The 26,681-nt window shown below is 71.1% G+C and carries 29 protein-coding genes; 9 read left to right on the plus strand and 20 right to left on the minus strand.

Annotation, left to right across the window (positions count from 1 at the left end; translation table 11 throughout):
* Nucleotide 1 precedes the first annotated feature (1 nt).
* On the plus strand, nt 2–1,201 hold the full coding sequence (locus AB0J80_RS25520) for a sigma-70 family RNA polymerase sigma factor (RefSeq protein WP_364709477.1): 1,200 nt from the start codon (nt 2–4) through the stop codon (nt 1,199–1,201).
* Between the two features lie 92 nt (nt 1,202–1,293).
* Nucleotides 1,294–2,337 carry an SGNH/GDSL hydrolase family protein gene (locus AB0J80_RS25525; protein WP_364709479.1) on the plus strand — a complete coding sequence of 348 codons (1,044 nt, stop codon included), beginning with the start codon at nt 1,294–1,296 and terminating at the stop codon, nt 2,335–2,337.
* Here the strand turns inward: AB0J80_RS25525 and AB0J80_RS25530 are convergent.
* Together AB0J80_RS25530 and AB0J80_RS25535 are read right to left on the minus strand one after the other, a co-directional pair.
* Nucleotides 2,327–2,641, minus strand: coding sequence for an STAS domain-containing protein (locus AB0J80_RS25530; RefSeq protein ID WP_364709482.1), 315 nt, complete (start codon nt 2,639–2,641; stop codon nt 2,327–2,329). The two genes, AB0J80_RS25525 and AB0J80_RS25530, sit on opposite strands and share 11 nt — an antisense overlap.
* Before the next feature lie 40 nt (nt 2,642–2,681).
* Nucleotides 2,682–3,110 (minus strand): ATP-binding protein, encoded by a 429-nt coding sequence (locus AB0J80_RS25535; RefSeq protein WP_364709485.1) that lies wholly within the window; start codon nt 3,108–3,110, stop codon nt 2,682–2,684.
* Between the two features lie 159 nt (nt 3,111–3,269).
* On the opposite strand from AB0J80_RS25535, the gene AB0J80_RS25540 reads away from it, so the two are divergent.
* On the plus strand, nt 3,270–3,587 hold the full coding sequence (locus AB0J80_RS25540) for a hypothetical protein (RefSeq protein ID WP_364709488.1): 318 nt from the start codon (nt 3,270–3,272) through the stop codon (nt 3,585–3,587).
* Here the strand turns inward: AB0J80_RS25540 and AB0J80_RS25545 are convergent.
* The 3 genes from AB0J80_RS25545 to AB0J80_RS25555 are packed head-to-tail and all read right to left on the minus strand — an operon-like array spanning nt 3,565 to nt 5,114.
* A complete protein-coding gene (locus tag AB0J80_RS25545; protein ID WP_364709490.1) occupies nt 3,565–4,245 on the minus strand; it encodes a DUF2786 domain-containing protein in 681 nt (226 codons plus the stop codon). The two genes, AB0J80_RS25540 and AB0J80_RS25545, sit on opposite strands and share 23 nt — an antisense overlap.
* Before the next feature lie 19 nt (nt 4,246–4,264).
* Nucleotides 4,265–4,657, minus strand: coding sequence for a hypothetical protein (locus AB0J80_RS25550; protein ID WP_364709492.1), 393 nt, complete (start codon nt 4,655–4,657; stop codon nt 4,265–4,267).
* Between the two features lie 37 nt (nt 4,658–4,694).
* Nucleotides 4,695–5,114 (minus strand): hotdog fold thioesterase, encoded by a 420-nt coding sequence (locus AB0J80_RS25555; protein ID WP_364709494.1) that lies wholly within the window; start codon nt 5,112–5,114, stop codon nt 4,695–4,697.
* A gap of 80 nt (nt 5,115–5,194) precedes the next feature.
* Here AB0J80_RS25555 and AB0J80_RS25560 point away from each other — a divergent pair, with 80 nt between their 5' ends.
* A complete protein-coding gene (locus AB0J80_RS25560; protein WP_364709497.1) occupies nt 5,195–5,443 on the plus strand; it encodes a hypothetical protein in 249 nt (82 codons plus the stop codon).
* A 10-nt stretch (nt 5,444–5,453) separates the two neighbouring features.
* On the opposite strand, the gene AB0J80_RS25565 is transcribed toward AB0J80_RS25560, so the two are convergent.
* The 4 genes from AB0J80_RS25565 to AB0J80_RS25580 all read right to left on the minus strand — a co-directional run bounded on the left by AB0J80_RS25565 (nt 5,454) and on the right by AB0J80_RS25580 (nt 8,708).
* On the minus strand, nt 5,454–6,749 hold the full coding sequence (locus tag AB0J80_RS25565) for a PrsW family intramembrane metalloprotease (protein ID WP_364709499.1): 1,296 nt from the start codon (nt 6,747–6,749) through the stop codon (nt 5,454–5,456).
* Nucleotides 6,746–7,273: a hypothetical protein gene (locus AB0J80_RS25570; RefSeq protein ID WP_364709501.1), complete on the minus strand. Its 528-nt coding sequence runs from the start codon at nt 7,271–7,273 to the stop codon at nt 6,746–6,748. The genes AB0J80_RS25565 and AB0J80_RS25570 overlap by 4 nt, the downstream gene beginning before the upstream one ends.
* 98 nt (nt 7,274–7,371) lie before the next feature.
* The gene (locus AB0J80_RS25575) at nt 7,372–7,932 is read right to left on the minus strand and encodes an RNA 2'-phosphotransferase (protein ID WP_364709503.1); all 561 of its coding nucleotides are present in this window, start codon (nt 7,930–7,932) and stop codon (nt 7,372–7,374) included.
* A complete protein-coding gene (locus AB0J80_RS25580) occupies nt 7,929–8,708 on the minus strand; it encodes a class I SAM-dependent methyltransferase (protein ID WP_364709861.1) in 780 nt (259 codons plus the stop codon). Before AB0J80_RS25580 ends, AB0J80_RS25575 begins: the two co-directional genes overlap by 4 nt.
* Before the next feature lie 13 nt (nt 8,709–8,721).
* Between AB0J80_RS25580 and AB0J80_RS25585 the strand changes: the two genes are divergently transcribed.
* A complete protein-coding gene (locus AB0J80_RS25585) occupies nt 8,722–9,093 on the plus strand; it encodes a PPOX class F420-dependent oxidoreductase (protein ID WP_364709506.1) in 372 nt (123 codons plus the stop codon).
* A gap of 79 nt (nt 9,094–9,172) precedes the next feature.
* Here the strand turns inward: AB0J80_RS25585 and AB0J80_RS25590 are convergent, their stop codons facing one another.
* Nucleotides 9,173–9,382, minus strand: a complete 210-nt coding sequence (locus tag AB0J80_RS25590) for a BldC family transcriptional regulator (protein ID WP_014687221.1) — start codon at nt 9,380–9,382, stop codon at nt 9,173–9,175.
* A 280-nt stretch (nt 9,383–9,662) separates the two neighbouring features.
* Nucleotides 9,663–10,502, minus strand: a complete 840-nt coding sequence (locus AB0J80_RS25595; RefSeq protein ID WP_364709508.1) for a hypothetical protein — start codon at nt 10,500–10,502, stop codon at nt 9,663–9,665.
* Nucleotides 10,503–10,667: 165 nt separating this feature from the next.
* Between AB0J80_RS25595 and AB0J80_RS25600 the strand changes: the two genes are divergently transcribed.
* Together AB0J80_RS25600 and AB0J80_RS25605 are read left to right on the plus strand one after the other, a co-directional pair.
* Nucleotides 10,668–11,750 (plus strand): Glu/Leu/Phe/Val dehydrogenase, encoded by a 1,083-nt coding sequence (locus AB0J80_RS25600; RefSeq protein WP_364709510.1) that lies wholly within the window; start codon nt 10,668–10,670, stop codon nt 11,748–11,750.
* Nucleotides 11,751–11,929: 179 nt separating this feature from the next.
* Nucleotides 11,930–12,145, plus strand: a complete 216-nt coding sequence (locus tag AB0J80_RS25605; RefSeq protein ID WP_364709513.1) for a DUF3073 domain-containing protein — start codon at nt 11,930–11,932, stop codon at nt 12,143–12,145.
* A gap of 782 nt (nt 12,146–12,927) precedes the next feature.
* Here the strand turns inward: AB0J80_RS25605 and amcA are convergent.
* The 5 genes from amcA to AB0J80_RS25630 form a co-directional block, all read right to left on the minus strand.
* Nucleotides 12,928–13,152 (minus strand): multiple cyclophane-containing RiPP AmcA, encoded by a 225-nt coding sequence (amcA, locus tag AB0J80_RS25610; protein WP_364709516.1) that lies wholly within the window; start codon nt 13,150–13,152, stop codon nt 12,928–12,930.
* Entirely contained in the window at nt 13,121–14,224 is a 1,104-nt protein-coding gene (gene amcB, locus AB0J80_RS25615; protein WP_364709862.1) for a cyclophane-forming radical SAM peptide maturase AmcB, read from the minus strand. The genes amcA and amcB overlap by 32 nt, the downstream gene beginning before the upstream one ends.
* 478 nt (nt 14,225–14,702) lie before the next feature.
* Entirely contained in the window at nt 14,703–15,854 is a 1,152-nt protein-coding gene (gene purM / locus AB0J80_RS25620) for a phosphoribosylformylglycinamidine cyclo-ligase (RefSeq protein WP_364709519.1), read from the minus strand.
* 78 nt (nt 15,855–15,932) lie between these two features.
* Complete coding sequence (purF, locus tag AB0J80_RS25625; RefSeq protein ID WP_364709521.1) at nt 15,933–17,543, minus strand: amidophosphoribosyltransferase; 1,611 nt, start codon at nt 17,541–17,543, stop codon at nt 15,933–15,935.
* Nucleotides 17,544–17,621: 78 nt separating this feature from the next.
* Nucleotides 17,622–17,984: a sterol carrier family protein gene (locus tag AB0J80_RS25630; protein ID WP_364709523.1), complete on the minus strand. Its 363-nt coding sequence runs from the start codon at nt 17,982–17,984 to the stop codon at nt 17,622–17,624.
* A gap of 160 nt (nt 17,985–18,144) precedes the next feature.
* On the opposite strand from AB0J80_RS25630, the gene AB0J80_RS25635 reads away from it, so the two are divergent.
* Nucleotides 18,145–20,175: a carboxypeptidase regulatory-like domain-containing protein gene (locus AB0J80_RS25635; RefSeq protein WP_364709525.1), complete on the plus strand. Its 2,031-nt coding sequence runs from the start codon at nt 18,145–18,147 to the stop codon at nt 20,173–20,175.
* A 248-nt stretch (nt 20,176–20,423) separates the two neighbouring features.
* On the opposite strand, the gene purL is transcribed toward AB0J80_RS25635, so the two are convergent.
* From purL to purS, 3 genes are read right to left on the minus strand one after another with little or no spacing between them, the layout of a single operon-like run.
* Complete coding sequence (purL, locus tag AB0J80_RS25640; protein ID WP_364709527.1) at nt 20,424–23,195, minus strand: phosphoribosylformylglycinamidine synthase subunit PurL; 2,772 nt, start codon at nt 23,193–23,195, stop codon at nt 20,424–20,426.
* Nucleotides 23,192–23,905, minus strand: coding sequence for a phosphoribosylformylglycinamidine synthase subunit PurQ (purQ, locus tag AB0J80_RS25645; protein WP_364709530.1), 714 nt, complete (start codon nt 23,903–23,905; stop codon nt 23,192–23,194). The genes purL and purQ overlap by 4 nt, the downstream gene beginning before the upstream one ends.
* Nucleotides 23,902–24,168 (minus strand): phosphoribosylformylglycinamidine synthase subunit PurS, encoded by a 267-nt coding sequence (purS, locus tag AB0J80_RS25650; protein ID WP_071808815.1) that lies wholly within the window; start codon nt 24,166–24,168, stop codon nt 23,902–23,904. The genes purQ and purS overlap by 4 nt, the downstream gene beginning before the upstream one ends.
* Before the next feature lie 324 nt (nt 24,169–24,492).
* Here purS and AB0J80_RS25655 point away from each other — a divergent pair, with 324 nt between their 5' ends.
* Complete coding sequence (locus tag AB0J80_RS25655) at nt 24,493–25,176, plus strand: trypsin-like serine protease (RefSeq protein ID WP_364709533.1); 684 nt, start codon at nt 24,493–24,495, stop codon at nt 25,174–25,176.
* Nucleotides 25,177–25,230: 54 nt separating this feature from the next.
* Here AB0J80_RS25655 and purB read toward each other — a convergent pair whose 3' ends face one another.
* Nucleotides 25,231–26,652, minus strand: coding sequence for an adenylosuccinate lyase (purB, locus tag AB0J80_RS25660; protein ID WP_364709535.1), 1,422 nt, complete (start codon nt 26,650–26,652; stop codon nt 25,231–25,233).
* Between the last annotated feature and the right edge of the window lie 29 nt (nt 26,653–26,681).

Genomic DNA, 26,681 nt, shown 5'->3' on the forward strand with positions numbered 1-26,681 from the left:
CGTGGAGGACCTGCTGCGGGAATGCGCGCCGCAGGTTCTGGCGGCTGTGGTGCGGCGGTACGGGGACTTCGACACCTCCGAGGACGCCGTGCAGGAGGCGCTGCTCGCCGCCTCCCGGCAGTGGCCGGTCGAGGGGGTGCCGGAGCGGCCCCGGAACTGGCTGATCACCGTGGCGGCCCGGCGGCGGATCGAGCTTCTGCGCAGCGAGGCGGCGCGGCGGCGCCGGGAGGAGGACGCCGCCCGGCACGAGCCGTCGCCGGGGTTGGTGCCCTCGGTCGACGACTCCCTCACCCTCCTGCTGCTGTGCTGTCATCCCGCGCTGACCACCGCCTCGCAGGTGGCGCTGACGTTGCGGGCCGTCGGCGGGCTCACCACCGGGGAGATCGCCCGGGCGCTGCTGGTTCCGGAGGCGACCGTCGGGCAGCGGATCAGCCGGGCGAAGCAGAGGATCCGGGACGCGGGGGCCACGTTCCGCCTTCCGCCGCCTGAGGAGCGCGAGGCGCGGCTGGTCGCCGTACGGCAGGTGCTTTATCTGATCTTCAACGAGGGGTACACCGCGAGCTCCGGCGTCCGGCTGCAACGGGTGGAGCTCACGGCTGAGGCCGTACGGCTGACCCGGCAGTTGCGGGCCCGCCTGCCGGACGACGGTGAGACGGCCGGGTTGCTGGCGTTGATGGTGTTGACCGACGCCCGGCGGCCGGCGCGCACCCTGGTCGATGGTGCCCTGGTGCCGCTCGCCGAGCAGGACCGGTCGTTGTGGGACGGCGCCGCGATCGCCGAGGGCGTCGCCCTGATCACCGAGACGCTGGCCCGGGCGCCGATCGGCCCGTACCAGATCCAGGCTGCCATCGCGGCGGTTCACGACGAGGCCGCGCGGGCCGAGGACACCGACTGGCCACAGATCCTGCGCCTGTACGAGATCCTGGACGTCCTCGCGCCGGGCCCCATGGTCACGCTGAACCGGCTCGTCGCCGTCGCCGAGGTGCACGGGCCCGGGGCGGCGTTGCGGCAGCTCGACCAGGTGGACGGCGAACCGGCGCTGCGCAGCCATCACCGGGTCGCGGCCGTGCGGGCGCACCTGTTGGAGAAGTCCGGCGATCTGCCCGCCGCCCGCGCCGCCTATCTCGAAGCCGCCCGGCGCACCCTGAGCGCACCCGAACAGCGCTACCTGGCCCAGCGGGCGGTCGCGCTCGCACCTTGATCACAACCCACGGCTACCGGGCGCTAATCGTGTCCGGCCCGCGATGACCGATCTGACCGGCGTCTGGATGACTGACGATCGGGGGATACGTCGTGGGGTTCCGTGGGCAGGGGTGGGCCGGCGCGCGCCGGCTGGGCGTCAAGACCATGACCGGTGTGCTCGCCGCGGGCCTGGTCGTGGGTTGCGGGGCACCCCAGATCGCCTCCGCCGGGGCCTCGGCTCCCGCCGTGGTGCAGGCGGGAACGCCGCGTATCCAGGAGTTCCAGGCGACCCGGGTCATGCCGCTGGGTGACTCGATCACCCGGGGCACCGGTTCCCCGACCCGCAGCTCGTACCGGATGGCCCTCTCCGAGCGGCTGATCAAGGGCGGGATGCAGATCGACTACGTAGGCTCGCAGAACGACGGCACCGGCTCCGACACCGACCACGAGGGGCACGGCGGCTGGACGATCGACGAGCTCTCCGCCGAGCTCGACGGCTGGCTTGACCAGTACCGCCCGGACGTGGTGCTCGTGCACGCAGGCACCAACAACATCACTCAGGGCGACGGCCCGTACGTCACTGCGCGCAAGCTGTCGGCGATGATCGACCAGATCCGCGCGGCGCGGCCGGATGCGCAGATCTTCGTCGCCAAGATCATCCGCTCGCGGGTGCCGCGGGAGGCCGCCCAGGACCGGGTCTACAACCGGCTGATCCCCAAGCTCGTCGCGAAGAAGCAGGACGAGCGCATCACGGTGGTCGACCAGTCCTCGGTCGCCGGCATCGACCTGCACGACCTGCACCACCCGAACGACTTCGGCTACTCGAAGATGGCCTGGAACTGGTACCGCTCCATGGCGCGGGTGTTCGGCACCTCCGGGGACACCGGGCCGAACCCGTACCGGATGCGCACCACGGTGCGCTGCCTGGCCGCCAAGGTCGTCATCGACGGCGAGGAGCACCACCGCACCGAGTGCCGCACCTGGACGCTTCGCACCGCGACGGTGAAGATCAACGGCGTCAACCGTCGGGTACGCGCCTGGCAGACGTTGCGCGAGACCACCCAGACCTATCGGGTACGGGTGGACGGCAGGCTCGAGACCCGCACCCGCGTCGTCCGGCGCTGGACCGGCCCGGGCAACCTGCTCAACCTGTAGGGCCCGAGAACATCTCGAGGACGCCGGACACTTCGAGCACCCGGTGGACGAGCCCGTGCGCGTTGACGATGGACAGCTTCACGCCGGCGGCGCGCGCGGCGACGAACCCGTCGATCAGCGCGCTCAAGGCCTCGCTGTCCAGGAACACGACCCCGTCGAAGTCCACGACGAGCGCCCCGGTGCTGTCCTCCTCGACGGCCTGCGCCAGGACGGCACGCAACTCGTCCCTGGCGTTGATGTCGAAGTCACCGGACAGCCGGACGGCGCCCGCCTGCCGGGTGATCTGGTAGTAAGCGTCGGTCACGGACACCTCTGGTCGGGCCGGTCGTTGGCGTGATCATAAGTCAGCCGGGCACGGGAAACTCCGCCCAGACGTGCTTGGTGTCCTCCTCCACGTACCAGCCCATCTCCAGCGAGAACTTCGCCGCGAGCTGCAGACCCAGGCCGCCCTGTCCGAGCGGCCGCCCCTCGGCGTACTCGGGCACCGAGTCGGGCGAGTGGTCCGCGACGTCGAGGAAGAACCGGTCCCCCGCACGGCCCAGCCGGACGATCGTCGGCGGCAACCCGTGCCGCAGCGCGTTCGTGGCGAGCTCGGTGGCGACCAGGACGACCTTCTCCGGCACCTCGTCGAGGGCGGCGTTCTCGGCGAGCACCTCGCCGGTGATGGCCTTGTGCAGGGACGCCCGGAGGATCTTGAGCTGCCGGGGGCTGTCCAGCACCCAACTCTGGATCTCGGTCATGCTCGGCGGGCTCTGCGCGCTGATGAAAGCCATGCGGCGTTTATGCCCGCCCCGCCCGACGATCATGTATGCGGGTACGCCATCAGAGCAGATCCGGCCGACGAAGCCAGTTTGACCTTTCTTGCAGAGACCTAGCGCAAGCGGCACGTCTTACGTACCTCTATCCGGGAACGGATTCGCAGGAGGAGCGACGTGCTGAAATTCAAGAACGCGGAGGAGCAGGCCGCCTACACGCTCGCCGAGGCGCTCAGTGAGAAGGGCATGGCGTGCATGCGGGAGGCCGAGCAGGCCGCGGAGAACTTCCGCGTCGGCAAGATGCAGATGCGGCGCAACTTCAAGGCGCGGGGGCTGTCCGAGGTGGACGCCGACATCCGCTGGTCCGGGATGACGCAGGCCAAGAAGGCGCTCGCCGACAACGGCTGGTACATGTCGCAGGCCTCGATGTACAACGAGGCGGCCGCCGCACAGTACGCCAAGGCGCTCTACCTCAAGAGTTGCGAAGGCCTCTAGCGCCGCCCAGGTCCGCGGTGCGGCCGGCCGCGTAGCCCTGGTGGCGGCCGGTCCCCGCGAGCCGGCGCGGGCCCAGGCGGGTGAGCCTCGGGTACGTCTCGTCACGCCGGCGTTCGACCAGCTCGGTGCGGTCGACCAGGACGAGTTCCGCGCCGGGTGCGGATGCGGCAGCTTCGCGTTCCGCGGCGGTCAGCCGGGTCCGGATCGCCTCGGTGAAGCCGGCCAGCCAGGAGCGGCGGAACGCGGCCGGGTGGTCGTAGCCGGGGACCGGCACCGCGGCCAGGCCGTGCGCCGCCTGGATCAGCAGGGAGGTGAAGAGCAGCTCCACGCGCTCCAGGTCGGCGGCGTGCCCGAAGAGATGCACCCGCGCCGTGCCGCTGCGGTCGAGGTGCACGACCTTGCAGCGCAGCGCGATGGCGACGGCACCGAGCAACGCCGCCTTGTCCCTGGAGTACGGCGGTTCGACCGTCAGGACCCGGTCACCGACCGGGTCGAGGGCGGGATCCGCGCCGGCGAGCAGCGCCTGGTCGATGCCGTACTTGGCGATCAGCTCCGTCGCCTTCGCCATGAACGCCTCGGCCTCGGGCGGCGTGCAGGCCGGGTCCTCGGCCTTGGCGAGCAGCTTGCGGACGCGGGCGAGCAGCGGATCCTCGGTCATGCCGCCCTGTGCCGGAGCGTCATGCCGCCCTGTGGCGGAGCGTGGCGATCGTGGATCCGGCCAGCGCCAGCAGGCAGTCCGGCAGCTGGCCGTCGGCGATGGCCGCGCCGAAGAGCGCCTCGCCGGTCGGGATGTCGCCGTTCACGTACGCGCTGACGAACCGCGCCACCCACCGCTTGTCGTAGCGCGCGTCGTCGATTCCGGGGAAGTCCAGCGTCCATGCGCCGCCGGTGGGCACGTTCTGTCCCACCATCGTCGCGGCCAGGCACCACGCCACGTCGTACGCCCCCACGACGCCCGACCGGTCCACCACGGCGTCGAACGTGCCGACCACAGCGTCGCTGTCGCCGCTGAGCGCGCAGTGGAGCACCTGCGCAGCGTCGTCCAGTGCATGCTGTGGTACGTCGGTCACGTCAAGAAAGGTACGCGGATTCGTCAACCGGCGCCGCTCAAGCACCCCTCAGGAGGCAGGTGAGCCGCGCGGTGCACACCCGGTCGCCGTCCTCGTCCGTGATGACGATCTCGTAGGTGACCGCCGTGCGGCCGCGGTGCACCGGGGTGGCCACGCCGGTCACGATGCCGGAGCGGACGCCCTTGTGATGGGTCGCGTTGATGTCCACGCCCACGGCGAACGGCCGGTCGACGGTGGCGCCGTGCAGCACCGCCCCGATGGAGCCGAGGGTCTCCGCCAGCACGCACGAGGCGCCGCCGTGCAGCAGCCCGTACGGCTGGGTGTTGCCCTCCACGGGCATCGTGGCCACCACCCGCTCGGGGGCCGCCTCGGTGATCTGGATGCCCATCCGCTCGCCGAGGGCGCCGGCGCCCCCGCTGCCGAGGAGGGCCTGCATACCGTCCGCCGCTGTACTCACGTCCGGCAACGTTACCGGCGGGTTGACCGAGGCCCTACGTTGATACGGACTCACGTCCGCACCCCAGCGAGGAGAGAACCATGAGCGAGCCGCAGGAGATCGTGGAGACCCGCGGGGACGACCGCGTCGACCTGCTCGCCTCCGACACCAACGGCGACGGCAAGCCCGATGTCTGGGTGTCGGACACCGACGGCGACGGCAAGGCCGACCTCTACCAGTTCGACACCGACAACGACGGCAAGGTCGACATCACGATGGTCGACCTGGACCAGGACGGAAACCCGGACACGATCGTCGACGGGGACGGCGGGCTGCCGCCGACCGTCTGAGAGCGCCGGCTCAGGCGCCGCCGAGCGCGCTGATCGCCGCCCAGAGCACCGCGACGGCGAGGGCCGTGGAGAAGACCGCCGAGGCGGTACGCCGCCACGGCCCCTTGCCGTCGGGTGCGATCGCCTCCGGATGTCCCAGCCGGGTGAGGGTGCGGCGCTGCCGGCGTACCTCGTGACACCAGCGGGCCAGGTCGGGTGAGCCGCGGCTGATCTCGACCGCCAGCCGGGCCTGCGCGCGTTGCAGGCGGCGTACGGCCGCCCAGGCACGGAATCCCGCCCGGACCCGGGCGTGCCAGCGGGCGCTGGCGCGGCGCGAGCCGAACTTGAGGGCCTGGATCTCGGCGGCCGTGACCAGCTCCGGATCGTCGAGGGTCGCGAGCTGTGCGGTGTAGTACTCGGCCTCGCGGTCGTGCGCGGTCCGCACCAGCAGCCAGGTCAGCAGCAGCGGCGGGAGCCCTTTGAAGACGAGGACGGCGAGCAGGGCCAACGCGCCGTTGCCGAGCCCGTCGCGCAGCAGCGGCGAGTTCCACAGCACGTGCGAAGCCCAGGCGCCCAGCACGGCCAGCATGGCGACGCCCAGCCGGGTACGCAGCGTGCGGTCGCCGCGCACGACGAGGTAGCCGACGCCGGCGCCGGCCAGCGCACCGAACAGGGTGTGACTCCACACGCCGGACAGGAAGCCGCGGAGCAGGAACGTGGTGACGACCGGCTCGATGTGGTCGCCGCGCCCGGCCAGCGCGACGGCGCCCATCGCGTACACGATGTCCTCGACGATCTGGAATCCCAGGCCGACCATCGCGCCGTAGACGACGCCGTCGAGCACGCTGTTGATCTGCTCGCGCGCGATCAGCACGATGGCGACCACGCCGAGGGTCTTGGCGACCTCCTCGACGGTGGGGCCGGCCAGCGCGGCACCCCAGTCCGCCGCCAGGTGCGGCGAGCCGAGCTTGGCGATGATGTCGTCGAGGGCGGCGCTGCCGGGGATCGAGACCGTCGTGGCCACCAGCCCGCCCCAGGCGAACGCCAGGACGAGCAGCGCGGGCGGTTCACGCTCCAGGAAGTCGAGCTCCGAGACGACGAACCAGAACGGCACGGCCAGCAGGGCGAAGAGGCCGGTCGCGGCGATCAGCGCCCACGGGTACGCGGTGGCGTACTGCGCCGTGATCACGCCCATCCGCGCGGCGCCGGCGACGAGCAGTGCCAGCACGAGCCAGAACGCGGGCCGGCGTACGAGCCCGAGCTCAGGGTGCGGGCCGGGTTGCACGGGCGCGGATCGGGCGCTGCGCAACCGGGGCTCCGCCGTCATCCGGCCCGCTCCGGCGCGTACCGGAGCGTCCTGGTGCTGGCGTCGATGGCCGGCAGCGTCCGGCCCAGGTCGAGGTCGGCGCCGCTGACGGTGACCTCGATGGTGCGGCCGTCGGCGACGAAGACGGCGTACCGGCCGCCGCGACCGGGTCCGCTGTAGCCGCCCTGGATCCCGGCCAGGCCGCCGGCCGTCGCGACGGTGAGCTCCGTGCCGGTGACCTGGTAGCCGGAGGTGCCGGTGATGCGCTGCCGCAGCCGCAGCACGGCGCTCTGCAGGGTGCCGTCGAAAGGCTGGACGCTGACGAGGTAGCGCACGGGCCCGAGCCGGAACAGCACGGTTCCGGAGGTGGCGGTGGGACGGGTCTCGGTGACGTCGATCCGGGCGCCGGGTGGCGGCACGACGGTCACCCCACCCCCGATCCTGTACGGGCGATCCGTCGGCACCGCACGATCGGAGGGAAGCATGTGGTTGAGCGCCGGCAGGCCGAAGGCGAGACCACCGAGGGCCACGACGAGGGCGATCACACCGAGGAGATTCGTTCGCTGACTCCGAGTGACCCTCCCCATCCCCATACGCTAACGGTCCGCGCGCACGGGCTTCGGATGGAGAGCGTTTTGTCCGTTTACTCGGAACGTTCGCGGAAATGTCCGGGCGGCACCACGGCGGTCAGCCAGACACCGTTCGCGCTTCGATGGAAGACGTGCCCGGCGGCGGCCATGCCGGCCGCGTCGATCTCGAGCACCGCCACGTCCGCGGACCGGCGCCGCCCGACGACCAGGGCGGTGGGCACGTCCGGGGACAGGTGAATGTGGTGCCGGCTCCGCGGCCGCAGCCCCTCACGCATGATCGACGGGAGGTTGGCTCGCGGGGTGCCGTGGAACAGGACCGCGGGCGGGTCCGCCGGGGGCAGACCAAGGTCCACGTCCACCCGCCGGGAATGACCCTGGTTGGCGCGGATGCGGTCGACGCCGTCGGCACCGGTGACGACCGCGAACCGGGACTTGTCGTTGCCCGCGACCACAGCGTCAAGCTCGGTGCGGGTGATGTTGAGGGCGGTGAGCAGGTCGGCGACCGGGACCCAGCCTTGGGGGTCCAGGGTCAGGCCGGCGACCTCGGGCCGGTGGCGCAGCACGAGCGACAGGCGCTTGCTGAGCCGCACCTGCTCCCGGGTCAGGGCGGTCATGACGTCAGCTCCATGACCGCAAGGTAGTAAGGCCGGTCCTGGCTGTCGACGGATTTGAGCCGCCACGGGGTGCCCTCGAGCAGCTTCTCCAGCTCGTCCACCGAACAGTTCAGGTAGTCGAACCACTCCGTGGCGAGCAGGCGGTACCGCAGCCGCAGGCGCAGCTGCCCGCCCAGCCGGCCCCGCTCGCGGTTACGGCGGTGGTAGGCCACGTGCACCGGGTCGGTCGTGCCGTACGGGTCCGTACCTTGCGCCACGATCCGGGCACCCGGCCGCGCCAGGGCGGCGAGGGCGGCGAGGAAGGTGGGCGCACGCTCGGCGCCCTCCAGCAGGCCGAGGTTGTTGCCGAGCAGCAGGAACGTGTCGTAGCGGGTCGTCGTGCGGGCGTACTCGTCGACGGTGGCGACGACCGTGTCCCGCAGCCCCCGCTCGCGCGCGACGTGGATGGCGCCGGGCGACGTGTCCAGCCCGGTCACCGCCATGCCGCGTCGCTGCAGCTCGATCGCCGTACGCCCGGCCCCGCACCCGATGTCCAGCACGGCACCCCGGCACAGCCGCAGCGCGCGGACGTCGTGCGGCTGCCACTCGGCCGGTTCGGCGAGGTAGGGGTCGGCGGGAGCGCCGTTGATCAGGCCGTCGTCGCGCTCGATGATCTCGATGACCGGCCGCGGCACCCGTCCGCCGGCGAGGGGGCGCGGGCCGATGCCGGTGCGCACGGCGTACGCGTCCCGCACCAACTCGCCGAACACGTCACCGATTGCGGGATCCATTGTCACTACTCTTGTGGGCATGGCGGCGCTCGAGCAACTCGGTGCGGAGAAATACGTCCTGCTCACGACGTTTCGCAAGGACGGGCGGGCGGTGGCGACCCCGCTGTGGGTCGTGCCCGACGGTGCCGGCGTGGCCTTCTGGACGCCGAAGGGCACCGGCAAGCTCAAGCGGATCCGCAACAACGGACGTGTCACGCTCGCCCCCTGCGACGTCCGCGGCAACCCGAAGGGAGAGGCGGTCGAGGCGACCGCGCGCATCGGTGACGAGGCCGATCGGGTACGCGTGGGAGAGCTGCTCAAACGCAAGTACGGCGTGATGGGCCGCCTCACCCTGCTCGGCAGCCGCCTCCGGCGGGGCCTCCACGGCACCACGACCATCCTGGTGTCCTGAACCTGGACAACGAAAAAGGGGCGATCGCCTTCCCCGGCGTTCGCCCCTTCATTCGATCTCTCGGTCGACTGCGGTCCGTTCAGTCGCCCTGACGCTGCGTGGGAATCTGTCCCTGCAGCAGGGCTCGAACCTCCGACTCCCGGTAGCGACGGTGCCCGCCCAAGGTGCGAATTGCACTGAGCTTGCCCGCCTTGGCCCACCGGGTGACGGTCTTCGGGTCGACTCGGAACATCGACGCCACCTCGGCCGGTGTCAGTAGCGGCTCAGGATCATGCGTACGCGATGCCATCGGTCACTCCTCCACAGGTACCTAAAGACATCGGCCGGGGTCCCGCCGGCCGGTGCGTCTCTCATGGTCCGGCTAGTCCCCGATGTCCGACATGGGCCGAACGGCCGAACGTCCCTAGATAGACGGTTGAAGCATGCCCGATTTATCCCGGCTTTATACGCCAGAAAGTGTCTTGTTTGGACCGAAAATCACGCTTCGCGGAGTCACGATCACGAAGCGTATTCGCCTCTGCGGGCCCCGTTTATCCGCTTTTCGCAGGTCAGAGGCTTACACCTGTCGATCAATTGCACCGCTCGAGCAACTGCACCGCACGCCAGCGAGCGACGAGCTTCTCGTACGCCTCCGTGGCCGCGTCGGCGTCACCCCTGGAGAGGGCGGACAGGCCGGCGGCCACCAGTCCGGGTGAATCGTCGTCCTTCAGGTCGTCATCCTTCAAAAGGCCGGTGAGACCGCCGTAGTCCAGCTCGACTATCGAGCGCGGGTGGAACTCCTCCAGCCAGCGCGTGCCCTCCTCCACCGCCTCGGTGATCGGGGCGTCGCCCAGCGACTTGCGCAACACCGACACCCCCCGGTGGGCCCGCCGGCGAGCCTTCGAGATCTCCGTGCGGTAGCGCAGGGTACGCCCGGAGCGCCCCAGATCGATCTCCCGCTCGTCGAGGTCCACGAAGACGAACCAGCGCAGCGGCACCCCCCACGTGGCGATCTGCTCGTGCACCCGGGGCACCCCGCGCTCCAGCACCTTCGCGCCGCTGCGCCAGTCCTCGACGACCGCCTTCGCCTGCCCGGCCAGCACCGGCGGCACGAACGCGTCGGCGAGCACGCTGGGCACGCCGTCACGGGCGTTCAGGGCCGCCTCCGCGACGCGCAGCCGCAGGTTCCACGGGCACACGAGGAGGGAGTCGCCCCACTCCATGACGTACGCCTCGTCGGGCAGGTCGGGCAGCCGCGTCCAGCCGGCACCGAGCGCCTCCAGCACAGCGGTGCGCTGCCGGACCGGCCCCTCGGCGGGGCCCAGAGCCCGCCCCTCCCGGGCATAACGGCGCCAGAAAAGCTGACGGTCCCGGTCGAAGGCGGTCAGCGGCTCGTAAACGCGCAGGTACGACGCGAACAGTGACGGCACGGCGCGATCCTTTCACGAAATCGCCGCCGATTGACTTCCCGCGCGCGGCCAATCCGGTGGCGTAGATCCCGACTAGCATCGCTGGAGTCCGGCACACCACCCCGGCCGGCGCAAGAAGTACGCCCCACAAGGGCGTACGCCCCACACACTCAGGAGAGAGCAGTCATGGGCGTGTTCGTAAGCAGCGACGGCACCGACGCCGCCGGGCACGAGCAGGTCGTCTTCTGTCAGGACCGGCACACCGGTCTGAAGGCGATCATCGGTATCTACTCCACGGCCCTCGGGCCGGCGCTGGGCGGGACCCGGTTCTACCCGTACGAGAGTGAGGAAGCGGCCGTCACCGACGTGCTGAACCTCTCGCGCGGCATGGCGTACAAGAATGCCCTGGCCGGGCTGGACCTGGGCGGCGGCAAGGCGGTCATCTGGGGCGACCCGGCGCTGGACAAGTCCGAGGCGCTGCTGCGGGCGTACGGGCGCTTCGTGGAGTCGCTGCGCGGCCGCTACTACACCGCCTGCGACGTCGGCACGTACGTCCCGGACATGGACGTCATCGCCCGCGAGACCCGGTACGTGACCGGCCGCAGCGTCGAGCACGGCGGGGCCGGCGACTCGTCGGTGCTGACCGCCTGGGGCGTCTTCCAGGGCATGCGCGCGGCCGCCGAGCACACCTGGGGCACCCCCACGCTGGCCGGGCGCCGCGTCGGCATCGCCGGCCTCGGCAAGGTGGGCAAATATCTCGCGGGTCACCTGATCGAGGACGGTGCCTCCGTGGTCGCCACCGACGTCAGCTCCGCCGCGCTCGAGTGGGCCCGGACCACGTACCCCCAGATCGATCTTGTCGAGGACACCCAGGCGCTGATCACGAGCGACATCGACGTGTACGCCCCCTGCGCACTGGGCGGCGCCCTCGACGACGACACCGTGCCGGTGCTGCGCGCCAAGATCGTTACCGGTGGGGCCAACAACCAGCTCGCCCACCCCGGCATCGAGAAGCTGCTCGAGGAGCGCGGCATCCTCTACACGCCGGACTACGTGGTGAACGCCGGCGGCGTGATCCAGGTGGCCGACGAGATCGAGGGCTTCAACTTCGAACGCGCCAAGCTCCGCGCCACCAAGATCTTCGACACCACGAGCCAGATCCTGCGCCTCGCCGACGACGAGGGAGTGCCCCCGGCGGTCGCGGCCGACCGCCTCGCCGAGCGCCGGATGGCCGAAGTCGGACGGCTCCGCAGCATCTACCTGGGTTGAGGCTTTTGTACACCGTCGCGCGGCGCGTCCCCAGCCAGTCGCGACGCGCGACGGTGGTACACGTAACCCGAGGTGCCGAAGGCGGCATCGTCCATGTACCGTAAGACCCACGAGAGATGCCTGACGTCATCGGGGCCCGCCTTCGGGCTGCCCCGAATTCTGTGCGAGGGGGTCGAGCCATGGGGCGCGGCCGTGCTAAGGCCAAGCAGACAAAGGTGGCCCGGGAGTTGAAGTACCACTCCCCGAACACCGACCTCACCGCCTTGCAGCGCGAACTGGCGGGTGCTGGTAAGTCCGACCATCACTTCAACGACGACGACAACGATTTCGTCGACGACGATGACGATGACGATGCGGACGACGAGCACGACAGCTGGTCGCCTTCAAGGCGCTGACCCGTATTGCACAGAGCACGCGGCTTCCCGCGTGCTCCCGTGTGTCGCGGTCGTTCCGGCAGTTCATGATGCCCTCGCAGCCTGACCGCGTGGGCATCATGGTCTGCTCGTAGTCGTTCACCCCCTTCCACCACGCCGAGGGCGTGGCGTTCCGGCTGCCCTTCGGGGTTCCGGGCGCCCGGCCGGCGTGGTGGAGTCACGGACGGCGTCGGGCTCCCCGGAGTCATCGGTGCTGTGCGGGCCCGGCCCTTCCAGCCATTCCGCTCTTCGGGCTGCCATCGCTTGCGCTCAGCGCTGCGGGATGGCGGCTCGGTGCTCGGCTTGGCCGCTCCCCTGACCTAAGGGCTCAGCGCACCGGGCTCGCCGGTCGCGTCGAGCGCCACCAGCGGGAACGCTGTGAGGCCGTCGATTCCCTCACCGCAGCAGCCTCCGACGGCCGCTCGTTGCTGCTCGCCGGCGGGACGGGGTCGCCGCTTACAAAGATGCGACGGCCGCGGGTCGCCGGTACGCACAGGGGGCCCGGCCATGGGGTCAGCGGTCGCCCACTCGCTGCTGCGACGCCGCGCATCGCCACTCGCTGCCCAGTCGGCCGCCGAGCCGCCGGGCAGGTGAGCCGCCTGGCCGCCGTCAATCCCGCTGCAGCGCCACCGTGGGTCGCTGCCGCCTCGAACTGATTACTCCCCGCTCCGCCCGTGATCGGTCGTGCGGTGCCCTCGACGGCGGCGACGCGGACCGACGCGCGGTCCCGGCCGGCATGTCCAGATTCGGTCAGCGGCCGCCCCTCAGCGCGGCCTGTTGTTCCAGTTGTAGAACGTCGGGATGTTCTCGAAGTGGTTCCAGGCGCATACCGCCGACCCTTCCTTCGCGGCCGTCTCCGCGCGCTGCTCCCGTGCCTCCTCCGCCTCCTGGATGAGGGCGGCCAGACCCGTGCGGGTATCGCGCACCCGCGCCGTCACGGGATCCGTCTCCACGCGGTCAGACGGCCGTGGGCTCGTGATCTCGGGCATGGTCCAGCACTCCCTCCAGTAGGCGAATCTTGCTGTTGCGGCAGTGCTCCGTGACCGTGACGTCGAACCGGCCCCGCTCGAAGTAGCGGTTGGCCGCGTGGGCGCCGCCGCAGAAGCCGAAGTACGGGCACTCGGCCCGGCACGCCTCCACCCCGTCCAGGAACTCGCGGATCCAGGGCGTCCCGGTCGCCCCGGCGAGGATCTCCGCCAGCGGGGTGGTGAGCACGTTGCCGCTGCTGAAGTCGCCGTACCGCGGGTCGGAGAAGCCGGCCAGCTCCGGGGAGAGCAGGACCACGCTGCCGTCGTGGGCCACGGTCGGGATGGGGTCGAGGCGCCGGGGCAGCACGTCGTCGGCCGTACCGTCGAGCACCGCCGCCGCGTACCGCAGTGACCATTCGATCTCGCGCAGGTGGATCCGGGGATCGCGGCGCCAGGCGCTGACGAGCTCGGCCCAGAAGGCGGTCACGTCCTGCTCGGGATGCCGGTTGGCGCGGACGTTCACGCCCTCCAGCTCCTCGACGTTGATGCCCAGCACGTCGCAGCCGAGGTCGAGGAAGTAGTCGTACAGCTCGGTGGCCAGCCCCGGCACCGGCCGCCCGACCACGCACAGGGCCGAGAACGGGATGCCGTGCCGCCGGAGGGCGTCGATGCCGCGCACGATCCGGGCGTACGCCGGTTTGTCACCGGCCGTGACCCGTTCTCCGTTACGCGCCTCGGGGCCGTCGACGCTCACGCTCACCCGGATGCCGCGCTCGGCGAAGAACTCGCACCAGGCGTCGTCGATCAGCGTGGCGTTGGTCTGGATGTGGTGTTCGACGCCTTCGGCGAACGGCCGCATCAACGCGGCCAGGTGCGTCCGGCCCGCTGCCAGCGGCTCACCGCCGTGCCACACCACCGAGAACCGTCCGGTACGGGCCCAGCCGTTCACGGACGCGGCGACCGCGCCGGCGACGTCGACGGGCATCTTCCGGTCCACCCGCCGTAACGGCAGGTAGCAATAGGAACAATCGAGATTGCAGAGCGTAGTGGGCTGCATAACCACGTAGGTGGGCACCGTGGCGATCCCGCGCATGCCGCTCCAGCGATCTCCCACAGCCACCTCCCCGTCCGCGCTGCCGTCGGCTCAGGCCAGGCTAAGTGCCGACGTCCACCCGAGTGTGCCTCGCCTCTCGCATTCATGACCGAAAGATCCGCGTGTGCCGCGACATCGACACACGCGGATCATTTCACACGAAGCACGAGAAAGCGCCGCACTCGGAAGGCGAACCTTACCCCCGGGAGGCGCTGATCGGCGACGCCTGGCCGCTGATCGGGGCAGCCGATCCGCCCGTCGAGCCGCGAGCGAGCACGGCGTTTGATGCGGTCGGCCGAGCCCCTCACCCACCTGGTGTTCATGCGGAGGAGAGCCCGTCGGCCATCGCAGGACCGACCGTCGGCATCGCCGGCGGGGCGTCGCCGGCGGTCACCGGACCCGGATGACCGCCACGGACGGCTAACAAGGAGCGGCGCAGGCCGACAACAGAACGTGACGGCGACGACGCCCGCGGAGATCAGCCGCGGGTGTACTGCCCCATCATCTGCACCTGGCCACTGCCCTCGATGACCTCACCGACCTGCCACGCCTCCACGCCACGGCCGGTCAGGTACGCCATCGCGCGGTCCGCGTCGTCGGCGGACACGATCGCGAACATGCCGACGCCCATGTTGAACGTGGCTTCCATCTCGGTGTCGTCGATGCGGCCCTTGGCCTGGATCAGGTCGAAGATCGACTGGGGGCGCCAGGACGACCGGTCCACCACCGCGTCCACGTGCTCCGGGAGGATCCGGACCAGGTTGCCCGGGATCCCGCCGCCCGTGACGTGGCAGAAGGCGCGGACCTCCGTCTCCTCGATGAGGCCGAGGCAGTCCTTGGCGTAGATCTTGGTCGGGGTGAGCAGCTCCTCGCCGAGGGTGCGCTGCTTGCCGAAGTCCTCCACCACGGTGTCCAGGCGCATGCGGCCGGCGCCCAGCAGCACGTGGCGCACCAGCGAGTAGCCGTTGGAGTGCAGGCCGGACGACCGCATGGCGATCACGGCGTCGCCGATCTCGACCCGGTGGGCGCCGAGGATCTCGCTCTCCTCCACCACGCCGACGCCGGTGGCCGACACGTCGTACTCATCCGGGCGCAGCACACCCGGGTGCTCAGCGGTCTCGCCGCCGAGCAGGGCGCACCCCGCGTACCGGCAGCCGTCCGCGATGCCGGCGCCGATCTCGGCGACCTTGTCCGGCACGACCTGGCCGCAGGCGATGTAGTCGAGCAGGAACAGCGGCTCGGCGCCGCAGGCGACCAGGTCGTCCACCACCATGGCGACGAGGTCGATGCCGATCGTGTCGTGGATGTCGAGCTGCTGGGCGATCACCAGCTTGGTGCCGACGCCGTCGGTCGACGAGGCGAGGATCGGGCTCTTGTACTTCTGGGTGTTGAGCTTGAACAGACCGGCGAAGCCGCCCAGGTCACCCATCACCTCGGGGCGCGTGGTCTTCTTGACCTTGCTCTTGAGCAGCTCGACCGCGCGCTCGCCGGCGTGGATCGAGACGCCGGCGTCGGCATACGTCACCGTGCGCTTCCGGCCGCCGCGGCCGGACCCCGCCGACCACGGCTGGCGGTCGGCGCCCTCGGCGCCGTTGGATCCGGCACTGCTGCGCTCGGACACGTGCGTCACGGTTCTCCCCTTTGGTGGTGGTGCTGCTCGGCTGGGCCGCTTGGTTCGACGTCGGAAGGTGGTCGGTGGTTCCGCAGGTTACGGGCGGTGCAGGGCGTCCACGCCGCCCGGGCTGCCGACCAGCGGTTGCGCCGGCTCGCGCTCGCCCTCGGCGTACTGCTCATCCTCGTACTCCTGCTCGAGTTCGGCCACCGCTGCGGTGGCCGCCTCGGGTGAGGCGTCGGGCATCGTCGCCCGCTTGCCGACGCTCTCGAGCAGGTGTTTGCCGATCAGGTGGCCGGCCGGCAGCTCGATCGGGTACTCCCCATCGAAGCAGGCCATGCAGAGCCGTGTCTTCGGCTGCTCGGTCGCCTGGACCAGGCCGTCCAGCGAAACGTACCCGAGGGAGTCGGCGCCGATCGAGCGCCGGATGCCGTCGATCTCGAGGCCGTTGGCGATCAGCTCGGCCCGGGTGGCGAAGTCGATGCCGTAGAAACACGGCCATTTCACCGGCGGGGAGGAGATCCGGACGTGGACCTCGAGCGCACCGGCCTCCCGGAGCATGCGGATCTGCGCGCGCTGGGTGTTGCCGCGCACGATCGAGTCGTCGATGACCACGATGCGCTTGCCGCGGACGACCTCGCGCAACGGGTTGAGCTTCAGGCGGATGCCGAGCTGGCGGATCGTCTGCGAGGGCTGGATGAAGGTACGGCCCACGTACGCGTTCTTCATGAAGCCGGCGCTGTACGGAATGCCCGACTCCTCCGCATAGCCGATGGCTGCCGGGATGCCGGACTCCGGAACGCCGATGACCAGGTCGGCCTCGACGGGGTGCTCCTTGGCCAGCCGGCGGCCCACCTCGACGCGCGCGGCGTAGATGTTGCGGCCGGCGATCGTGGTGTCGGGACGCGCTAGGTACACGTACTCGAAGAGACAGCCCTTGGGCTCGGGCACCGCGAACCGGGTCGAGCGCAGGCCGTGCTCGTCGATCGCGAGGATCTCGCCGGGCTCCACCTCGCGCACGAAGCTCGCGCCGACGATGTCCAGGGCCGCGGTCTCGCTCGCCACGGCCCAGCCGCGCTCCATGCGGCCGAGCACCAGCGGACGGACACCCTGCGCGTCGCGGGCTGCGTACAGGGTGCCCTCGTCCATGAAGACGAAGCTGAACGCGCCCCGCAGCCGCGGGAGCACCTCCATGGCCGCGGCCTCGACCGAGAGATCGGGGCGGCTGGCGAGCAGCGTGGTGACCAGGGCGGTGTCCGAGGTCGCACTGTCGGCCTCGAGGCCGCGCTCGGCGATCTCCCGGGCCAGCTCGGCGGTGTTCACCAGGTTGCCGTTGTGCGCGAGGGCGATCGTCGTGCCCGCCGTGGTGGCACGGATGGTCGGCTGCGCGTTCTCCCAGTTGGAACCACCGGTGGTGGAGTAACGGGTGTGGCCGATGGCGAGGTGACCGCGCAGGCTGGCCAGCGTCGGCTCGTCGAAGACCTGGGAGACCAGGCCGAGATCCTTGTAGACCACGACACCCGAGCCGTCACTGACGGCGATGCCGGCGGCCTCCTGGCCGCGGTGCTGCAATGCGAAGAGGCCGAAATAGGTGAGTTTCGCAACCTCTTCCTCGGGGGCCCAGACGCCGAAGACGCCGCAGGCATCCTGGGGTCCGCGGTCCTGGGGGTCGAGATCGTCGGTCAACAGGCCGTCGCCTCGGGGCACGCGCTTGCTCCCTCATGCTGATCTGCTCGGACTAGCTGGTCTGTACCGACCGCCCAGTGTACGCGAGGAGACGGATCTTCAGCTCGGGTGCACAGGGAGGTACGGAGCGAGATCGGTGCGTATCCCGCTGGCCCGCACGCGCCCGGAATTCACCGCATCGGCCCAGTTCAGGCGGCCCGTTGCGACGAGAAGCCAGGTCATCGGATCGGTCTCGACCACATTGGGCGGTGTGCCGCGGGTGTGCCGGGGACCGGCGACGCACTGAATCGCACCGAAAGGTGGAATACGGACCTCCACCGATCGGCCCGGCGCGGTACGCGCGAGCTCCGCCAGCAGCGCTCGCACAGCGTCACGAAGCACGGAACGTTCGGGTTCGTCACCGACGTCCAGCGCGTCCAACGCCGCGCCGACGGACTCGGATTTATTGTGCGCAGGAGACACGTCGGGACAATACGACCCGGCTAAACATGACAACCCGTCGCCCCTGACTCGCGCAGACGTCGTCCGACAGGGCATAGTGGCCGACGGTGTGTACTCGTCGCGGAATCCAGGGAGTAACTGCAAGGCACCCCGGGAACCGCGCGACCGGAAGGCGGTGGACGTGACAACGCACCTACGAGCCCGGGCTCTCCAGGCCGGTGCGTTCCTGGCCGTGGTCGGTGGCATCCTCGCCGCCGCCCCCTCGGTGGCGCTCGCGGAGACGGAACCACAGGTCTCGATCGGCAGCGTGCCGCCCGACATCCCATCCGGCGGCAAGATCACGCTGACCTACACCGTGAAGAACGCCAACGCGCTCGGCGAAGCCACCGAGACCTCGGCGACGGTGATCGCGGACGGGATGACCTGCAGCGGCTCGTGCTCGGTGCAGGGTGACCTCATCCCTCCGCAGACCAGCAAGCAGTACACAGCGACCCTCGTCGCGGGCACCGTCGAACCAGGACAGAAGCAGAAGATCCGGATCCAGGTCAGCGCGACCATCGGCACGCAGGACAAGACCGCCACCGCGAGCACCACGGTGCACGGCCCGGAGCAGCCGAAGTCCGTACGCCAGGTCAGCGGCGAGGTGAAGGACCAGGACGGCAAGGCGGTCCCCGGCGCGTCGGTGGCCATGCGTGACAGCACAGGCCGCACGTTCAACGCGACCTCCAGCAACGACGGCGGGTACTCGTTCCGGTCGACCGACGGCGCGCCCATCGCGGTGGGATCGCTGCTGGTCATCGCCGGCAAGCAGGGCTACAAGGGCGAACCCGTCACCGCGCAGGGCGCCGCCGACAAGTCCATCCGAGTGCCGCTGACGATCAAGGCGCTCGCGGCGCCGACCTCGGCCACGCCTTCCACGGCGGCCCCGAGCGCCACACCGAGCGAGGAAGCAACCGACGAGGCGTCGGAGGCCGCGACCCAGCAAGAGAGTGTGGCGGCCGCCCCCGACACGAAGAACACCTCGGGCGAGGACAAGGGCTCCGGCTCGCTGCTCTTCATCATCCTGGGCGGCCTGCTGGTCGCGGCCGGCATCGGCGCGATCGTGCTGGTGCTGATGCGCCGCAAGAACAACCCCGACGACTTCGAGGACGCCGACGCGAAGGGCGCCGGCGGCGTCGTGCCGGCGAGCGCCGGCCGCTTCGCGGGAGCCGACGAGACCCGCCTGGCAGCGCCGGTCGGCGGCCGCGCGAACGACGCCACGATGATCGCGCCGCGGTCCGGGGCACCGTCCATGGCGGACGCCCCGACGATGATCCAGCGCGCGCCGCTCGCGCCGGCACCGGTCGACGAGTTCCCGGACCCGTACGGCGCGCCGCTGCCGCAGAACGGCGCGTACAACGCTCCCGGTGGCTGGGGCGCGGCCCCCGCTGCCGGCGCGGCCGGTGCTGCCGGTGCTGCCGGTGCTGCCGGTGCGTACGGCACGGCCACGCAGTACGGCGGCGCCCCGGTGCCGGCCCAGAGCGCCGGCTACGACCAGCCCGCGAACGGCTACGGCGGGTACGACGACCGCGGCGGCTACGACGACCAGGGTGCCTATGACCAGGGCGGCTACGACCAGGCCGGGTACGCCCAGAACGTTCCCGAGCAGCAGCGCTTCGACGAGCCGACCGGCATGTACCGCCCGGAGGACGCGTTCGACGACCGCGGTGGGTACGGCGACCAGGGCGGCTATCAGGCGGGCGGCTACCAGGGCGGCGGCTACGACCAGCAGCAGGGCGACCCGGGCTATGGCTCGTGGGACGGCCCCGGCGGCGGCATCGACAGCGGCAACGCGTACGGGCCTCCGGCCGGCGGCGGCACGTACGGCGCCCAGGGCGGCGGCACCTACGGCGGCGCGCAGGGCGGCGGTGCCTACAGCGGCGCGCAGTACGGCGGTGGCGCCCAGGGCGGCACCTACGGCGGCGGAGCAGCCTATGGCGCACCGGCCGATGGCGGCTACGGCAACCAGGGCGGCTACGACCAGGGTGGTTACGACCAGCGCGGCGGTACGTACGGCGGCGCCCAGGGTGGTGGCACCTACGGCGGCGGGGCCCCGGCCGGCGGCTACGGCGGCGATCAGGGCAGCTACGACCAGGGCGACTACGAGCAGCCCTACGACCAGGGCGGCTACGACCAGCGCGGCGGCACCTACGGCGGCGCGCCCCGCCAGTAGCTCCCGCATCCGGTCGGCGCCCGACCGCGGAGCCGTTTGAGCGACGAGGGAAGCCGGTCCTGTCTGATGACAGGGCCGGCTCTTTCGTTTTCATCGCCGGAACCCAAGACGTCGCGCTGGGTCGAGATCGAGTCAGGCCCCACCGCGGCGGGACCGCCGGCCTCGGACCTCGGGTTCCGCCGCGCGCCGGAGACAGAGACGCCACGGCAGCGTTGCTGCCGTGGCGTTCTCGGGTCGATCGGGTGTTGTCAGGCTTTCGGCTCGCCGGACTCGGCGTCGTCCGTCTTGGCGGCCGGTGCGGGAGCCTCCGCCGGTGCCGGGTCGACCGGGCCGCCGGGAAGCGACGCTGCCGGCTCGGCCGGTACGTCCGCGGTCGCGGAGCCATCCGGCTTCGCGGCGTCGGCGGTCTCCGCCTCCGGTCCCGGGGACTGCGGCTCACTGATCTTCAGGGTGACCGAGCGAGGCTCGTCCTCGCCTGCCGGAGCCGGGGCATCGTCGACGGGAGATTCGGTCGCCGCGACGACCGCTGACGAGGCCGCCGCGGGCTCCGCCACCGGCGACACCGCCGCCGGGCGCGGGCCGAGCTCGGCCGGGCCGCCGAAGAGGTTGCGCATCGTCGACGTGAACGCCTCGCGCAGCTCGTCCAGCCCGATCGAGAACTGGTTCTGGATCTCGAGGACCGGCTCCGGCGACGTGACGCCGATCGCGGTGCAGGGCACGCCGTGCTCTGCCGCCAGCGCCGCGAAGGCCTTGTCGTGACCGCGGGGCACCGCTACCAGGACCCGGCCCGCCGACTCGCTGAAGAGCCAGACGAACGGCGTGGTGGCCGCGTCCTGCTCCGGGAGCGTGACGCGGGCGCCGACGTTGCGGCGCAGGCAGGACTCGACGAGCACCTGCGACAGGCCGCCGTCCGACAGGTCGTGCGCCGCCACGACGTGCTCGCGCTCGGCGGCCTGGGCCAGGAGCCGGCCGAGCCGCTGCTCGTGGGCCAGGTCGACCTTCGGCGGTCGGCCGCCGAGGTGGCCGTGGGTGACCCACGCCCACTCGGAGCCGGACAGCTCGCACGACGTGGTGCCGAGCAGGAAGAGCAGGTCGCCGTCCGCGTTCGGCGGCGGCGGGAAGCCCATGGGGACCCGCCGGGCGACGTCCTGCAGGATGCCGAGGACGCCCACCACCGGGGTCGGGTGGATCGCGGCGGCGCCGGTCTGGTTGTAGAAGCTGACGTTGCCGCCGGTGACCGGGATGCCGAGCTCCTGGCAGCCGTCGGCGAGGCCGCGAACGGCCTCCGCGAACTGCCACATCACCGCCGGGTCCTCGGGGGAGCCGAAGTTCAGGCAGTCGGTGACGGCGACGGGGTCGGCGCCGGTCACCGCGACGTTCCGGTACGCCTCCGCGAGGCCGAGCCGCGCACCCTCGTACGGGTCGAGGCGTGCGTACCGCCCGTTGCCGTCGACGGAGAGGGCGACGCCCAGGCCGGTGCGCTCGTCGATGCGCAGCACGCCGGAGTCCTCGGGCTGCGCCAGGACGGTATTGCCCAGGACGTACCGGTCGTACTGTTCGGTGACCCACGTCTTGTCGCACAGGTTCGGCGACGCGATCATGCGCAGCACGGTCTCGCGCAGCTCGTCCGAAGTGGTCGGACGCGGCAGCGTCTCGGCGCGGTCCGCCTGCAGCAGGATGAGGTCGGCCGGCTCTCTTATCGGGCGCGCGTAGACCGGGCCGTCGTCCGCCAGCGAGCCGGGCGGCACGTCGACGACGATGTGGTCGTTCCAGCTGATCACCAGGCGGCCGGGGTGGCCCTCGGCGTCGCGCGGGGTGACCTCGCCGATCGCGGTGGCCCAGACGCCCCACTTCTCGGCGACCGAGAGCACCTGGTCGAGCTTCTCCGGCGCGACGATCAGCAGCATGCGCTCCTGCGACTCGCTGGCCAGGATCTCGGTCGGCGACATCGAGGCCTCGCGCAGCGGCACCCGCTCGAGCCAGACCCGCATGCCGGTGCCGGCCGCGGCGGCGGTCTCGGTGAGCGCGCACGTCAGGCCGGCGCCGCCGAGGTCCTGGATGCCGACGACGAGGCCGGCATCGTAGAGCTCAAGGCAGCTCTCGATGAGCAGCTTCTCCATGAACGGGTCGCCGACCTGCACCGACGGCCGCCGCTGCTCGGCACCCTCGTCGAAGGTGGCGGACGCCAGCACGGAGACGCCGCCGATGCCGTCACGGCCGGTCCGCGCGCCCAGCAGCACGACGACGTTGCCGACGCCGGCCGCCTCCTTGCGCTGCAGCCGCTCGACCGGCAGCACGCCGATGGAGAGCGCGTTCACGAGCGGGTTGCCCTGGTAGCAGGGGTCGAAGACGATCTCGCCGCCGATGTTGGGCAGGCCCAGGCAGTTGCCGTACCCGCCGATGCCGGCCACGACGCCGGGCAGCACGCGTGCCGTGTCGGGGTGGTCGGCGGCGCCGAAGCGCAGCGGGTCCATCACCGCGATCGGGCGGGCGCCCATGGCGAGGATGTCGCGCACGATGCCGCCGACACCGGTCGCCGCGCCCTGGTACGGCTCGACGTAGCTCGGGTGGTTGTGCGACTCGACCTTGAACGTGACCGCGAGGTCGTCCGAGATCTGCACCACGCCGGCGTTCTCGCCGATGCCCGCGAGCATGCGGGTGTTCTTGGGCGCCTTCTCGCCGAACTGGCGCAGGTGCACCTTGCTCGACTTGTACGAGCAGTGCTCGCTCCACATGATCGAGTACATCGCGAGCTCGGAGGCCGTCGGGCGGCGCCCGAGGATCTGCCGGATGCGGTCGTACTCGTCGTCCTTGAGGCCCAGCTCGGTGTGCGGCTGGAGCTCCTCCGGGGTGGTGCGGGCGCGCTCGACGGTGTCGGGCCCGCCGTCGAACTGGTTGACCAGCACGTCGGTGGCGGCGAAGCCGCTGGGCTTACCCGGCTGCGCGGACGCCGGCGGCTGGTTGGGCACGCCCCGGGAGACCGCGGCGCCGCTGGTGGCGGTGTCGGGCTGGGTGGTCATCGGTGGGCTCCCCCTGTGAGCTGCCCGCCCGCGGCCGTCCCGGCCAGGTGCCGCAGGGCGGAGGTGAAGAAGCCGAGGCCGTCGAGGGACGGGCCGGTCAGCGCCTCCACCGCGTGTTCCGGATGCGGCATGATGCCGACCACGTTGCCGGCCGCGTTGGTGATCGCCGCGATGTCGCGCTGGGAGCCGTTGGGGTTGCCGCGGATGTAGCGCGCGACCACCCGGCCCTCCCCTTCCAGCTCGTCGAGGGTGCGGTCGTCGGCGACGTAGCAACCCTCGCCGTTCTTCACCGGGATCAGGATCTCCTGGCCGTCGGTGAAGGTGTTGGTCCACGCCGTCGCGGTGCTCTCGACGCGCAGATACTGGTCGCGGTTGCGGAAGTGCAGGTGCTGGTTGCGGGTGAGGGCGCCGGGCAGCAGGTGGGCCTCGCAGAGGATCTGGAAGCCGTTGCAGATGCCGAGCACCGGCAGGCCGCCGCGAGCGGCGTCGGTGATGGTCTCCATGACCGCGGCGAAACGGGCGATCGCGCCGCAGCGCAGGGCATCGCCGTACGAGAATCCGCCGGGCAGGACCACGGCGTCGACGCCGTGCAGGTCCTGGTCGCCGTGCCAGAGGCGCACGGCCTCTCCGCCGGCGATGCGGACCGCGCGGGCCGCGTCGCCGTCGTCCAGCGAACCCGGGAAGGTGACGACTCCGATCCGCATGCTCACGCGCTCATCTGCGCGGCGTCACCGGCCGGCTCCTCGACGCGGATCGAGAAGTCCTCGATGACGGGGTTGGCGAGCAGCTTGTCGGCGATCTCACGGGCGGTGTCGAGATCCGGTTCTCCGGCGAACTCGATCTCGATGCGGCGTCCGATGCGTACGGAGGAGACCTCGCTGACGCCGAGCCGCGGCAGCGCGTTGGCGACCGCCTGGCCCTGCGGATCGAGGATCTCCGGCTTGAGCATGACGTCGACGACGACGCGAGCCACGGGCACTCCTGACTGTGTAGGCGCGCAGTTGGGTGGCCCTCTAAGGGGCGAGCGGCCAAAGCCTACCCTGTGCGACCGCCGATCGACCCATCGGCCGGTGTCGGCAGCCTGACGCGGAGCGCGCTGAGCAGGGATTCTCGACCGTGATCTCCACCACGCGGGTAGGAACTCTGCGCGATCGGACGATGACCTGCGGCGACATCGTTGCCATCACACCGTGATAGGTGTGAATTGAGGTCTTGTCGCAGGCAGAGGGCCATCCTACGGTCAGTCGATCAAGTTCGATGTCATCCCCCGCATCGACGAAATCGGAAGGAGCCCGGCGTGCGCATCCGCATCGCTGTCGCCTCTCTGGCCACCGCCCTGACCGGCATCCTGGCCGTGCCCGTCGCCGCCCACGCAGCAGACGACGGCCCGCAGCACATCATCGGCGGCACGACCGTCTCCTCGGCCCCGTGGGCCGCCGCGGTGTTCAGCAACGGCAGCTTCACCTGCTCCGGAACGATCATCTCCGCCGACTACGTGCTCACCGCGCGCCACTGCATCAGCGGCAGCATGTCGGTGCGTGTCGGCAGCGTGAACCGTACGTCGGGTGGCGTCACGCGTACCGTCAGCTCCACCTCGACCCGCAACGACCTCGCGCTGATGCGGCTGAGCAGCCCGGTCTCGACGTCCTACATGCCGCTGTCCAGCTCCTATCCGCCGGTGGGGTCGACGAACTCGCTCTACGGCTGGGGCATGACCTGCTACAGCGGCTGTGACGCGTCCTCGGTCCTCAAGACGGCGAGCGTCCGGGTCACGTCGACCAACCAGACCGACGCGTACGGCGGCCGCGCGATCGGCAGCACCGGTATCAACGGCAACGCCTGGCGCGGCGACTCCGGCGGCCCGGAGGTCTACAACGGCGCGCAGGTGGGAGTCGCCTCGACCGCCGACGGCACGAGCCGGCAGTACTACGCCAGCGTCGCCTACAACCGCTCGTGGATCACCTCGATCGCCGGCGTCTGACCGCGACTCCCTCGGGGGTGGCGTGAGGCAGGCTCCGCCACCCCCGGTGGGCCCTCAGAGAATCGGCGCGGGCGTGTATCCCGCCGCTTCCGGGTGCGCCGCGACGATCTCCGCGACCCGGTCGGCGACCGCCTGCACCTGAGCCGGCGCCGCACCGACGAACGCGGCACGGTCCGCGACCAGCGCATCGATCTCGGCACGCGACAGGCCCAGCCGGTCGTCCGCGGCCAAACGGTCGAAGAGATCGTTCTCGGCGATCCCCTTCTCGCGCATCGCGAGCGCCACCCCGACGGCGTGCTCCTTGATGACCTCGTGCGCCACCTCGCGGCCCACGCCCTTGCGGACGGCCGCCACCAGAATCTTCGTGGTCGCCAGGAAGGGCAGGAAGCGGTCGAGCTCCCGGGCGATCACGGCCGGGTACGCACCGAACTCGTCGAGCACGGTCAGGAAGGTCTGGAACAGCCCGTCGGTGGCGAAGAACGCGTCCGGCAATGCCACTCGGCGTACCACCGAGCAGGAGACGTCACCCTCGTTCCACTGGTCGCCGGCGAGCTCGCCGACCATCGACAGATAGCCGCGCACGATCACGGCGAGGCCGTTGACCCGCTCCGACGAGCGCGTGTTCATCTTGTGCGGCATCGCGGAGGAACCGACCTGGCCGGGCTTGAAGCCCTCGGTGACGAGCTCCTGGCCGACCATGAGCCGGATCGTGGTGGCCAGCGATGAAGGCGCCGCCACCACCTGCGCGAGGGCGGACACCACGTCGAAGTCCAGCGAGCGCGGGTAGACCTGGCCGACGCTGGTCAGCACCCGCTCGAAGCCGAGGTGCCGGGCGACCTTGCGCTCCAGCTCGGCCAGCTTGCCCGCGTCACCGTCGAGCAGGTCGAGCTGGTCCGCCGCCGTGCCGACCGGGCCCTTGATGCCGCGCAGCGGGTAGCGGCCGATGAGGTCGTCCAGCCGCTCGTACGCGATCAGCAGCTCCTCGGCCGCACTCGCGAACCGCTTGCCCAGCGTGGTGGCCTGCGCCGCGACGTTGTGCGAACGACCGGTCATGACCAGGTCACTGTGCTCGACCGCGCGCTCGGTCAGCCGGGCGAGTGCGGCCACGACGCGGCCACGGATCAGCTCGAGCGACGCGCGTACCTGAAGCTGCTCGACGTTCTCGGTGAGGTCGCGCGAGGTCATGCCCTTGTGGATGTGCTCGTGCCCGGCGAGCGCGCTGAACTCCTCGATGCGCGCCTTCACGTCGTGGCGGGTCACCCGCTCGCGCTCGGCGATGCTCGCCAGATCCACGTCGTCGACGACCCGCTCGTACGCCTCCACGACACCGTCGGGCACCGCGATGCCGAGGTCGCGCTGGGCGCGCAGGACGGCGAGCCACAGCCGGCGCTCCATCCGGATCTTCTCCTCGGGCGACCACAGCCCGGTGAGTTCGGCGGAGGCGTAGCGGCTGGCGAGGACGTTCGGGATGCTCACGACGCCGATTGTTCCACGCGCCTCACGGG

It is taken from the genome of Actinoplanes sp. NPDC049548 (assembly GCF_040676695.1).
Classification (GTDB): Bacteria; Actinomycetota; Actinomycetes; order Mycobacteriales; family Micromonosporaceae; genus Actinoplanes.

Bases quoted from the DNA above. Each gene is read 5' to 3' on its own strand.
- AB0J80_RS25560 (WP_364709497.1), top strand. From the start codon at position 5,195: ATGAGCGAGCCGCAGGAGATCGTGGAGACCCGCGGGGACGACCGCGTC.
- AB0J80_RS25575 (WP_364709503.1), bottom strand. From the start codon at position 7,932: ATGACCGCCCTGACCCGGGAGCAGGTGCGGCTCAGCAAGCGCCTGTCG.
- AB0J80_RS25600 (WP_364709510.1), top strand. From the start codon at position 10,668: ATGGGCGTGTTCGTAAGCAGCGACGGCACCGACGCCGCCGGGCACGAG.
- amcB (WP_364709862.1), bottom strand. From the start codon at position 14,224: ATGCGCGGGATCGCCACGGTGCCCACCTACGTGGTTATGCAGCCCACT.
- AB0J80_RS25535 (WP_364709485.1), bottom strand. From the start codon at position 3,110: ATGGCTTTCATCAGCGCGCAGAGCCCGCCGAGCATGACCGAGATCCAG.
- AB0J80_RS25585 (WP_364709506.1), top strand. From the start codon at position 8,722: ATGGCGGCGCTCGAGCAACTCGGTGCGGAGAAATACGTCCTGCTCACG.
- purL (WP_364709527.1), bottom strand. From the start codon at position 23,195: ATGACCACCCAGCCCGACACCGCCACCAGCGGCGCCGCGGTCTCCCGG.
- AB0J80_RS25545 (WP_364709490.1), bottom strand. From the start codon at position 4,245: ATGACCGAGGATCCGCTGCTCGCCCGCGTCCGCAAGCTGCTCGCCAAG.
- AB0J80_RS25590 (WP_014687221.1), bottom strand. From the start codon at position 9,382: ATGGCATCGCGTACGCATGATCCTGAGCCGCTACTGACACCGGCCGAG.
- amcA (WP_364709516.1), bottom strand. From the start codon at position 13,152: ATGCCCGAGATCACGAGCCCACGGCCGTCTGACCGCGTGGAGACGGAT.
- AB0J80_RS25565 (WP_364709499.1), bottom strand. From the start codon at position 6,749: ATGACGGCGGAGCCCCGGTTGCGCAGCGCCCGATCCGCGCCCGTGCAA.
- AB0J80_RS25605 (WP_364709513.1), top strand. From the start codon at position 11,930: ATGGGGCGCGGCCGTGCTAAGGCCAAGCAGACAAAGGTGGCCCGGGAG.